At 32.5% G+C, this 11,633-nt stretch carries 6 protein-coding genes; 1 reads left to right on the top strand and 5 read right to left on the bottom strand.

The genetic code is table 11. The annotated features are described in order from the left end of the window. Window positions 1-456 precede the first annotated feature (456 nt). Window positions 457-7,362: a S8 family serine peptidase gene (locus SHI72_RS23250; protein ID WP_323491563.1), complete on the bottom strand. Its 6,906-nt coding sequence runs from the start codon at window positions 7,360-7,362 to the stop codon at window positions 457-459. A 325-nt stretch (window positions 7,363-7,687) separates the two neighbouring features. Then, window positions 7,688-8,371, bottom strand: coding sequence for a DUF4294 domain-containing protein (locus SHI72_RS23245; RefSeq protein ID WP_039114909.1), 684 nt, complete (start codon window positions 8,369-8,371; stop codon window positions 7,688-7,690). A gap of 83 nt (window positions 8,372-8,454) precedes the next feature. Here SHI72_RS23245 and SHI72_RS23240 point away from each other — a divergent pair, with 83 nt between their 5' ends. Then, window positions 8,455-9,543, top strand: a complete 1,089-nt coding sequence (locus SHI72_RS23240) for a M42 family metallopeptidase (RefSeq protein ID WP_039114911.1) — start codon at window positions 8,455-8,457, stop codon at window positions 9,541-9,543. 94 nt (window positions 9,544-9,637) lie between these two features. Here SHI72_RS23240 and SHI72_RS23235 read toward each other — a convergent pair whose 3' ends face one another. The 3 genes from SHI72_RS23235 to SHI72_RS23225 form a co-directional block, all read right to left on the bottom strand. Next, the gene (locus SHI72_RS23235; protein ID WP_035627414.1) at window positions 9,638-10,021 is read right to left on the bottom strand and encodes an ankyrin repeat domain-containing protein; all 384 of its coding nucleotides are present in this window, start codon (window positions 10,019-10,021) and stop codon (window positions 9,638-9,640) included. Between the two features lie 357 nt (window positions 10,022-10,378). After that, complete coding sequence (locus tag SHI72_RS23230) at window positions 10,379-10,756, bottom strand: ankyrin repeat domain-containing protein (protein WP_323491562.1); 378 nt, start codon at window positions 10,754-10,756, stop codon at window positions 10,379-10,381. A gap of 217 nt (window positions 10,757-10,973) precedes the next feature. Continuing rightward, on the bottom strand, window positions 10,974-11,372 hold the full coding sequence (locus tag SHI72_RS23225) for an ankyrin repeat domain-containing protein (RefSeq protein WP_086894681.1): 399 nt from the start codon (window positions 11,370-11,372) through the stop codon (window positions 10,974-10,976). Window positions 11,373-11,633 lie beyond the last annotated feature (261 nt).

Genomic DNA, 11,633 nt, shown 5'->3' with positions numbered 1-11,633 from the left:
TGTCGTTGTTGCGGGTGCAAAACTACCACCTTTATTCAGTTAAACAATACTTTTTATGGAGTATTTTTTGTTTATTTTTTAACAGTCTGATAACAGTGTGTTTACAGGTGTTCTTTTTTCTTTATCTCTGTCTTTTTTGGACTTTTTACCTGTTTTTGCTGGGTTTTCCTTGTTTTTTGCTGAGTTTCGCGCAAAGGCGCTAAGGCGCAAAGTCTCTTTTATTGTCTTTCCTGCGTAGCTTTTGTTATGTTTTGCCTCCCCTAGCCCTGATAGTAGCGGAAATCCTTGGCCTTTTTTCTTTAAAAAGGACAAGATTGTAGCGGATAGCAGGAAATAGCTCCTGAAAAAACTTCTCCTATATAGTATAGTAGAATATGACTCCTATATATAAGGTCATAAAAAAGCGGCTACTATATATAGTAGCCGCTTATGGATATCTTAATTATATTAATCTATTTATTCTACAATAAGTTTTTGAGTTGATGTATTACCATCTTGCTCTACTTTTATAATATAAACTCCTGTAGGTAGATTATGAATATTTAATTCTTTGTTTTCGGTTTGTACTGTGAAAACAATTTTTCCAGACATATCGGATATTCTGATATTCTTTTTACTTGTAGATGCTGTTTGTACATATACTTTCCCGTCTTTAACTGGATTTGGATAAATAACAAATCCTTCGATTGTATTTGTAGGTACTCCTAGAGCACAAACTGTACTTGATACATTTATTGTACGTGTTACAACAAATTCATTTAGCAATGCATCTTTTACAGTATAAGTCAGTATATATTGCCCTGGTGTGTTTACATCGACTGTTCCTGTAACTATTACTCCTGGAGTAAGGTCTACATCTAGATTATCTTTGGCAGTGAAACCAGCTTCTACATACGGACAACCTTTATCTAGAGAAACTATTACATTTCCTAAAAGTGTAATTATTGGTTTAGCTCTTTCAATTGTTATTATCCAATTCTCTATAGTTCCGTCTTGAGCTGTTACATTATATACAGTAGGTAAAGTATAATTTAATGTTGTTACTCCGCTATTTTGGAAATAGGTTCCGATACGTAATGTAGCAAAATCAGATATTTGGAAAACTGGAACTAATACACTTAAATTGGCATTATTATTAACCAGAACTTTTACCGTTTTTAAAACTGGATCTATTACACTCGTTCCTATTTGGTTTGCTACTGAATATGCAATTATACTTGCTTCTGAATTCTTTGCATTTAAAGTAACGGTGTAGTTTGTTTGTGAAAGCTTATTCTCTGAAACTACTGAAACCAAAAAGCTGTTTGTATAGTCTGAAACAACCGCTTTGGAATTTAATTGTTTTACTCCGTCTATATATAACTCTGCTCCTGATGAAACTGTAAAATCTGCAATTAAATTAGACACATCAATTCCATAAGTCAATGTTTTAGTAGCATTGCTTCCTACGATATCTGTATTGATTTCCTGTGCTAATCCTGGATTAGATGCTGTTTTAAAGTCGTACGAAAGTAATTTGCTTTCATTGCTTAAACCTGTTAACACTTTAATAGTATATGTTTCTATAATTCCTGTGTTAAAACCTACTCCTTCTACATTTAAAGTAACTGGATTTGTATAGTCATTTGCAGTAACTCCACTTACTTGTGTTACCCCGTTTATTTTTGCAATACTTTTCATTCCCAATGAATAATTAGCTACTGCCGTTGTTATATCTGTTCCATCGTTTAATAACACCGAATAAGTTTTAGTAGCTGCATCATAAGAAGCTGAAAGTTGATTTACAAAATCTACTTTTTGTAACAAAACCGGAACATTCCAGAATTTACCTTCGCCCTGACCATTTGTATCGGCATTTGTTACTAAAGCTGTATTATCATTTAGAGTACTATCAAAAACAAATTGTTTATTTCCCTCTGAAAATGAATAATACGCTATTAACCCTGGTTCATTACCAAAATACTTTGTCATCGTGTTTGCAGCTATTGTTGCCTGATCACGTACTCCTGACCAAATACGAACCTCATCTATATTCCCGTTTATACCACGAGCCAAGCCTGCGTTATTACCTATGTAGACTGCAGAAGATGCATTTGAAGATGCCGCAGCCGCAGTACCTGTACTAGTGAATGGAACTGAAACCCCATCTATATAAACCGTATACACATTGGCAGCACTTACGGTAAAAGCAATATGTTGCCAAGTGTTTTGTTTAATAGTATTTATTCCTGTATTTACAACATAAGAGCCTCCTGGTGTAGTTATAGAAAGTACTAAACTGTTTTCTTTATAAAGAGTTAGATTAGCTGTATTGTGTATAAAGGCTAATACTGAACTTTTATCTAAAAGCCTTCCGAAAACTGATGGTTGTTTTTGGTTAAGCCAAGCTTCGAATGTATAGTTATTAGTAAGATTTAAAGCTGGAGTAATATCTGTTTTTACAAAATCATTTATCCCATCAAAAGTTCCTGTAACATTCGTTACATAATTTGCAACATGCGAGAGTGTTATTGATTTTGAATTATTTGTAGCATCTGTATCTCCTACTAATTGAGTATAAACTTCAATTGTATAATCTCCAGGAGCGCCTAAATTAGCTGTTGTTGTAAATGTAAAGTTAGCTGTTCCAGCTGCTGGAATTATCCCTGTAAAATTCTGAATGACTTCACCTCCTCCGTTAATTTTGTATGCTACTGGAAAATTCGTAATAGGTGTACTTGAATAATTACCTATAACAGCAGTGACTGTAACTGGTGCATTACCAGGTTTAACTGGAGCAACAATTTTTTCTACACTTGCATCGGCAGCTGTAAATGGCAATACATTAATGGTATATTCTTCTACCTCAAAATCTGACCTTGAACTTGTAAGTCCATCAATTGTTGGTCCTAGATTTACATTATAATATTCATTAGGCGAACGATACATTTGTATTACACGCATTAATTTTTCACCTGCTGTTGTACCTGCTGGAATTGTTAAGCCTCCAACTAAAGTAAAATTATTTCTGAAATAATGTGTACTTGTAGTTGATGGAATTGCTGGTGATGTAGACGCAGTAGTAGTATTTACCCAAAAATTACCTGCATAAAACTCATCTGTTAAGTTACCATCTCCATTTAAATCTATTACCATCATTGTAAATACTCCTACTGAAGGCGTTTGATCACGTGTTATAGGAACTCCTGTTTTTGTTATTGTGACTTCTGGCTGATAGGTAAACCCTGCGTATACTGGAATTTTTATATTCTTAAAATCTGAATATCCAGTAGTCCCTGAAGTATTTACAACATCATTCCATTTTAGTTTAGATATTGCATATCCATCTGTATTGCCATGAATTGGCAAATCATTTTTATTATATACCGTTTTCTCAATTACATCGTTAGTAGCATTATCATCTGCTACATCAACACCACTTATAATTTTATATTCAGCATTAACAATAGATAAATCTGCTTTGGTAGCAAACGTGAAGCTCACAGTTGAATATGGTGCAATAGCTGCAATTGTTTCGATAATTTTTGTTCCTGCAATACCTACCTGATAAAATACTGGATAATTTGCTAGTGGAGTAGGTCCTAAATTACTAACTCTAATAGTTATGTCATGTGTACTTATTTTTTTTCCCAGAACTTCTGGCGTTACTATAGAAACGATACCTGCATCATTTACGATTGGCTTAGCTACACAAGTAATAGCTGCAACCCATCCTGCTTCAGTTACTCCACCATCTGAAGTAAATTTAAATGTTAGCTCACCACCAGCTGCCGTAGATGTTAATGATGGTGGCAAAGAATTTCCTGTAAAAGTTCCTATTAAATTAGCAGCACTGGCTGTTGCTCCATTATAAACATACAAATAATCATAATCTGCTTCAACATCAAAAGCTTCGAAATCTACTTTAATACTATTACCCAGTGTAGCTGGTTTAAAAGTCATTGTTTGATTAAGGTTATCTGCATAATTCTGATAACGAGTTCCGCTATCTGTAAATGCCGCTGCACAGGTTGTTACACTTGCAGCAGATCCCATTGATTTATCTGCTCCTATATTATAAACTGTTTTGGTTACTGTGTTGTTTTCTACAACTGCATCGCCTGGATAGTCTACACTACCAATTACTGCATATACATTTGGCACAGAGAAATCTGCTTTTTGAGCAAAATTGTAAGTTATCTCAGTCAATGGGTTTACCGGACCTGGAATTATCTCTACAATTGCCGCTCCATTATTAATTTTATACGAAACCGGAATATTACTAATTGCTACTGGAGAATTATTAGAAATTTTTACTTGCACTGTCTCCGCAGCAGTAACTCCTGTATTAGGCGTAAATGAAGTTATCCCTAGATCAGTTGCTGTAGCTTCAAAAAATTCTACATTATCTATATAGGTTGCACTATACACATTTCCGCTATTTGTTGCCACAAAATCATTATCGCTCACTGTTTCAAAAGCTATGCTAAACGTGGTTCCTGCATAAGCCGATAAATCATAAGTTAATTCTTTATCACTGTAAGAAGGAGTTTCTCCATATACATCTAGACCTTCATGGCTCATTAACGGAACACCATTTACCGAAACTCTAAAAAGGTTTTTATCCACCCCAGCCAGAGTAACATTAGCCCATTCTAAAAAGAACTTCACTCTTAATGCTTTTCCTGCCAGACTGGTTGCGTCAATATCACAAAAAGTTACTTTTTTTACATAATCTGGATTATTAGTAAATGCCAGATTGTTTTTTGGGCTGACTACCCAAGGAGCCGAACCGACACCTGCTGATCCAGCCATTTTTACGCCATCTAAAAAATCAGGATTTATATACTCATATTTCACCTCTCCTGTTGTTCCTTTAGAAAAAACAAAATTTGTTGCTTTTCTATCCGTAAATTCTTCAAGGAATGGCAAACTTAAAGCATTTAAAACTGGTTGAGAAACTGGCTCTACATTTACTGCACGAACTCTCTCGGATACAATTTGAGTAGCAATATCTACAGTACGAACTGAGAACCAGTTATCCTCTCCTACTGTTACATTTGCAAATGTATAGGTAGGACTTGTAACTGTAGCTACAACATCAAACTTGTAACCATTCATTTTTAAAACTTCATATTTTGCTCCTGCAATAGGATCCCAATCCATTTTATAGGAAGAAGCTCCACATACTGCTGGTGCAATAACTAAATTTCTAGGTTCAGTTATAATATTAAAAACTTCTTTAGAAGCATCCGTTTTTGTACCTGCACTAATTCTGATTTTAGCATTAGCAACTATTCCTGCTGGAACTTTCCATAGAAAATTTCTTGCTGCCGATGGAACATTTGCTGCAATTATTGAATAATTTACTCCTCCATCAACTGAATACTCTATTGTGAAGTTTTTTGGCTCACCTTCATAGTCCCAACGAATATATTCTGTAGATTCCGTATCGAATTTTTCGCCACCTATCGGATAAGTCAGAATCAATTCTGGAGCTACATAATCATATACTACTGAGAATTCCTGCGTATTAAGAGGAATTTTTGTCCCTGAAACAATTATTTTGTAAGTTCCTGGAGCTGGATTATCTAAAGTTACTTGTTCGATATTATTCATATTATCAACTCCTCTTGTTGCATTTACATTAGGCGTTGTTGGATTTAAAATCCATGGCAAAGTAGTAATACCATCTTTGACAATTTTAATATCTAAATCATTAACTTGAATAGAACTGGAACCTGGTTCAGCACTAATATCTGAATAAGCTAACATTACTTTTAATGTAACCAATCCTGCCGGAACTACAATATCCTTTTCATAAGTTGCTCCATTGGCTACAGTTGCCGTATAGAACATACCTTTATCAATAACTTTAACCGCTCTTAATCCGTTAAGGTTACCAAATCCATATTTATAATCCGGACCTGGATTTCCAACATCTTTAGCCGTGTTTGCAACCAAAGCTTTCATTAAGGATGCTAATGGTCTTGTACCATTAATATTTTTATATCTCTCATAAAGTAAAGCTACCGTACCTGTTGTTCCTGGTGTTGCCATTGAGGTACCACTCATAACCTGATATGAATTACTATAATCTAATGAATACACATCTGTACCAACTGCCGAGATTTGCGGCACTAAACGTCCGTCGATTGTAGGTCCGAAACTGCTATAGCTACTAATCACATCATTAGGATCATTTGCAGCTACATGCAATGCGTTTTTAGAATTTTTTGTAGATGTATTAAATCCTCCTGGATAAGCCGTTTGCGCATTTCCATTAGAATAAATATTTAAAAGATAAGGATATGCTACTGTAACATCATCATCACCTCTATCACCAGTATTATATCTATTCGGATTAAAACCCGAAGTAAGATTAATTCCATAAGAGTTTGATGTTATCTCAATATCATCTTGCTGAACAGATAATACTCTTTCTTGATAATTAGTCAAGCCATTAGACTGAGTATTAAAATTCCATCCATACATTAGCACTTCTGGAGCCATTCCTTTTGCTCTTGGATCTAATAAACCTGCACCACCAATAGTTCCTGAAACATGCTCTCCGTGAGATGAATTCGATTCGTATTCTTTACGAGTTACTCTGCCTGTATGATCTTTGTGTTTTTCAAGATTTCCATCCCAAACACCAACTTTCACTCCTTTTCCAGTTAATCCGTATCCTAACCCCGTAATACTTGAGCCTAAAACATTTGCTTTATGCGAAGTAAGTCCAGGAAGATTATCACTTTCTACTGGTACTGGAACTAACTCTATATTTTGAACCCAATTTAATTTTGCAATTTCTTCTAATTTTTCTTTAGAAGCTTCTAAATATACTTCATTAAAGGTCTCATCAATTTTACTGCTTTTTACAAACAAGCTTGATAAATCTTGTGAAATAACTTTAGCATCAACTCCTTTAAAATAACTTACCACTACTTTAATAGTACTCCCTTGCTGTGCATAATCCGGAATAATCCCTTTTGAAATTTCCTGATCTAATTTATACTTAGAATCTATTGTAATAACTGTTCTTATATTATCAGGAACAGTTCCTTTACTATAAAATTCTGGGCTGATTGCAGCATAATAAGCATTATTAGATAAATAACTAAGCAATGTTATTCCTTGCCTTTTTAATTTTTGTTGCTCATCTGTTGATGGAATTTTTGTAAACTGTAACAAAGTATATTCCGTCTTCGGACTTTGCTTACTTGTTGTTCTCTTAAGTTCTTTAACCTGCTGTTTAAAATTAGCAGAAGTACTTATTTTATTTCCATTTACGGAAATAGAATAATCATTTTCAGAAATGCTTTGCGACCATGATGTAATAACGAAAAACATCATAATCAGGCTGAGTAATTTTTTCTTCATTTCACTAAATTAATTGATTAATAAACGGTTAACAAATAGTCACTAAAGAGTAAACCTACAAATAAAATCATAAATAACAAATTATAACTAAATCTAATTTGTTAAATAAAAAAAGAAAGAACAACTTGTAAGGAAGAATTATAACAAAACTGCATGTTCAAGCCTTGATTAAAAAAATCACCTATTACCTCCAGAAGAAAATTAAAATAAATAAATTCTTAAAAAAAAAAGAACTTCGCGTTACTAATAAAAAAACAACTGCAAAAAAAAAGACTTACCATACTGATATGATAAGTCTTGTATAATTTTTAATTAAATATTCGGTCTATTTTGCAGCCTTCAACTCTTTGGCTTTTTCTTGCCATCGGTTACTAAGGTCGTCATAATCGACTGGTTTTGCAGGTGCCTGATATTGTAATCTACCAGATTCAAAAGCACGTACTAAGATTGTTTCTATGAGATAATCTTCGTTAACCTCATAAGGTGCATATTCTGTCTTTAAACTTATATCAAAAACATTCGCCGTAGTATTTGCCCAAAATGCTTTCCATCCACTTTTCAATGTCTTTACTAACTCGTATGTAGTAGTTCCTGTTTGACGATGAATTAATTTTACTAATATTTGGCCTTGTTTTCGAGATAATTTTTTAAGCTTCCCTTCGAATTCATTGTTAAGATAATCTTCAACGATTTTAAAATATTTCTTCTTTTCTCTGTTTGAAGATAATCGAGCCATCCCTTTATTAAGTGCCACTAACCTATCAGATGCTAATCTTGCAAATGGATACGTTTTGTAAACTCTATTCTGGAGAATTAAAAATTGTTTTTGAGCCTCGGGATCAAGCTTTTCCTTTGATATAATAATTTCGGGTAATTCAATCGTATCATTTAATATTGAATCCTTTTCAGTTAAAATATATCCCATTTGTTCGGGATCTTTTTTATCGACTTGCGCATGACCAACAAATGACATGAATAGAAAGCAGAATAAGTAGGTTATAAACTTCATTGAGTTATTAATTTAAGTGTAAAATTATACATTATATATACAACTGTAATACCAAATTTATAATTTAGCAAAAAAATAATTTTATGAGTACAAAATCAATCTTAAACGATACTTCAATTGCTTTTTTAGAAAGCTATCTAAATAACGCTTCTCCTACTGGATACGAAAGCAGCGGACAAAAAATCTGGATGGATTATTTAAAACCATACGTTGATACTTTTATTACCGATACCTACGGAACTGCTGTAGGAGTTATAAATCCTGATGCTCCTTATAAAGTAGTGATCGAAGGTCATGCCGATGAAATCTCATGGTATGTAAATTATATTACTGATGACGGATTAATATATGTAATAAGAAATGGTGGTTCTGATCACCAGATTGCTCCATCAAAAAGAGTTAACATTCATACTAAAAAAGGAATTGTTAAAGGTGTTTTTGGATGGCCAGCAATTCATACCCGAAATAGAGATAAAGAAGAGAACCCAAAAATTAGTAATATCTTCATCGATTTAGGTTGCGAGACTAAAGAGCAAGTAGAGAAAATGGGGGTTCATGTAGGTTGTGTCATTACATATCCTGATGAATTTATGATTTTAAACGAAAACAAATTTGTTTGTCGTGCACTTGATAATCGTATGGGAGGTTTTATGATTGCCGAAGTAGCTCGTTTATTACACGAAAACAAAGTAAAACTTCCGTTTGGATTATACATTACAAATTCAGTTCAAGAAGAAGTTGGGTTACGTGGTGCCGAAATGATTACCAAAACAATCAAACCAAACGTAGCGATTGTTACTGATGTTTGTCACGACTCGACAACTCCGATGATTGAAAAGAAAATTGAAGGTGATACAAAAATTGGTTTAGGACCAGTTATTACGTATGCTCCTGCTGTACAAAATAATCTACGTGAGTTAATTATTAATACTGCCGAAGCTAATAAAATTCCGTTTCAGCGTTTAGCATCATCAAGAGTTACAGGTACAGATACTGATGCTTTTGCTTATAGTAATGGTGGTGTAGCTTCAGCATTAATTTCTCTTCCTTTGCGATATATGCATACAACTGTAGAAATGGTTCATCGTGATGATGTCGAGAATGTAATAAAATTGATTTATGAATCTTTATTAAAAATTGAAAACGAAGAAACTTTTTCTTATTTCAAATAAAATTTAAATAGATTAAAAAAAAAGACCGCAAATCTAAAATTTAGATTTGCGGTCTTTCTATTAATAAAACTAAACAACAGTTAATGTTATTATGTTATGCGTGTTTTAAAATTGCTACAGCATCTTTAGCATTAGATAATTCTGCATATTTTAAAGCTGTATACCCTTTTTCATCTTTAGCATCAACATTAGCTCCTTTTTCGATTAAAATTTTTAAAATTTCAACTTTATTGTAACGAGCTGCTGTCATTAACGGAGACATTCCATCTGCCGTTTCATTTACATTTGCACCGTATTCTATAAACTTTTTAACAGTTTCAATGTCACCTTTGCTGATAGCAACATTTAATGGTGTAGAATCGTAAGTTGAAACGATAATTTTGTCATTAGCAAATGAATGCTGAACTGAATTTGAAGCTAAAGAAACATTAACAAAAGCTACTAAAGCTACTCCTAAATAAACGATTGACTTTTTCATGATGATTGATTTTTTGATTGATTGTGATTGATAATTAATTTTGATTGATGATTTTAAATGCTTTGTAATTCTAATACAAATATATATTTATTTTTGGTATTATGCTTTGCAAGGTACTTTGTTTTAACTAACAATTAACATTCTCTTAAAATTAGAACCTCAACATTAAATTATTGTTTTTAAAAAGAACCTACTTATTATAAAGACGCATAAACAAACTAAATGTTACACAATTATTTAAAAAAATAAATATCTAAATATCAATCCCTTAAAAACAAACAAATTAAAAAAAAGAATTTAAAGAAACCTGCTACCTAAACTCGGGCTTAAAGGTTTTACTTACTAAAACGTATAAGGCTAATATTGCTTTAAAAAGGCTACTGCATCTACTGCTTTAGATACTTCGGCAAATTTTAAAGCATTATATCCATTTTCGGCAGTGGTATAAGGATTAGCCCCTTTTTCAAGTAAAAGTTTAATAATTTCAACTTTATTATAACGAGCTGCAGTCATTAGCGGAGTTAATCCTCCCGATACTTTATTTACATTAGCTCCGTATTCTATAAGTCTTTTAACAGTTTCAATATCTCCCTTACAAATTGCAACATTTAAAGGACTAATATCATAATTGATATATGTAGCACTTGTAAATATTTTGTAGTTAGAGCTTGAAGCTTGTACACCATTGGTTAAAGCTATTAAAGCTACTCCTAAATAAACGATTGATTTTTTCATGATGATTGATTTGATTGATGATTTTAGAATTCTTCCAAATTCTAAGATAAATACTAATTATTAAGACATCCAAAAAATCTAAATGTTACAGAACTAAATAGTTTTTTTTTGCATTTGTTTTTATTTTTAAATGAATCAATAAAAACCTAAATCCTTTCTAAACAAAAAAGACCGCAAATTTAAATTTGGGTCTTTTATAGTAGGATTCCAATAACAGTTATTTTTTTATGATAGTTTTTAAAAAAGCAGCAGCATCTTTTGCTTTAGAAACTTCTGCATATTTTAAAGCTGTGTAGCCATTCTCATTTTCCGTATCAAGTTCAGCTCCTTTAGATACAAGAAATTTCATAATTTCAACTCGATTATAACGAGCTGCGGCCATTAATGGAGACATTTTGTCTATTACTTTATTTACATCAGCACCATATTCAATGAACTTCTTCACAGTATCGATATCACCCTTGCTAATAGCAACATTAAGAGGGCTTCTATCATATCCCTGAACGATATGTTTCTCATTACTGAATACTTTGATAGTTGAACTGGTGCTTGATGCTGACGCTAAATTTGCAAAAGCGACTAAAGCAACTCCTAAATAAACGATTGACTTTTTCATGATTGATTGATTGATTGATTGATTGATTGATTGATTGATTGATTGATTGATTGATTGATTGATTATTATTATTATTATTATTATTATTATTATTCTCCTCAGTAAAATATGCAGTTATTAAATGATACACAAATAAGCAAAATGTTACACTACTTAGATAAATTGCATAAAAACTTATCTCATATATTAGTAAGACGACAAAAAGAGTCAAAAGGTTGCATTATATTTAAAAACAAATAAAACTTACTGATTTTATTTTAT

Source organism: Flavobacterium sp. PL02 (assembly GCF_035013205.1).
Lineage (GTDB): Bacteria > Bacteroidota > Bacteroidia > Flavobacteriales > Flavobacteriaceae > Flavobacterium.
This window is presented reverse-complemented; position numbering and strand designations above follow the sequence as displayed.

Excerpts from the sequence above, each read along its gene's own strand:
- SHI72_RS23235 (WP_035627414.1), bottom strand. The coding sequence starts at position 10,021 with ATGAAAAAGTCAATCGTTTATTTAGGAGTAGCTTTAGTAGCTTTTGTT.
- SHI72_RS23250 (WP_323491563.1), bottom strand. The coding sequence starts at position 7,362 with ATGAAGAAAAAATTACTCAGCCTGATTATGATGTTTTTCGTTATTACA.
- SHI72_RS23230 (WP_323491562.1), bottom strand. The coding sequence starts at position 10,756 with ATGAAAAAATCAATCGTTTATTTAGGAGTAGCTTTAATAGCTTTAACC.
- SHI72_RS23240 (WP_039114911.1), top strand. The coding sequence starts at position 8,455 with ATGAGTACAAAATCAATCTTAAACGATACTTCAATTGCTTTTTTAGAA.
- SHI72_RS23245 (WP_039114909.1), bottom strand. The coding sequence starts at position 8,371 with ATGAAGTTTATAACCTACTTATTCTGCTTTCTATTCATGTCATTTGTT.
- SHI72_RS23225 (WP_086894681.1), bottom strand. The coding sequence starts at position 11,372 with ATGAAAAAGTCAATCGTTTATTTAGGAGTTGCTTTAGTCGCTTTTGCA.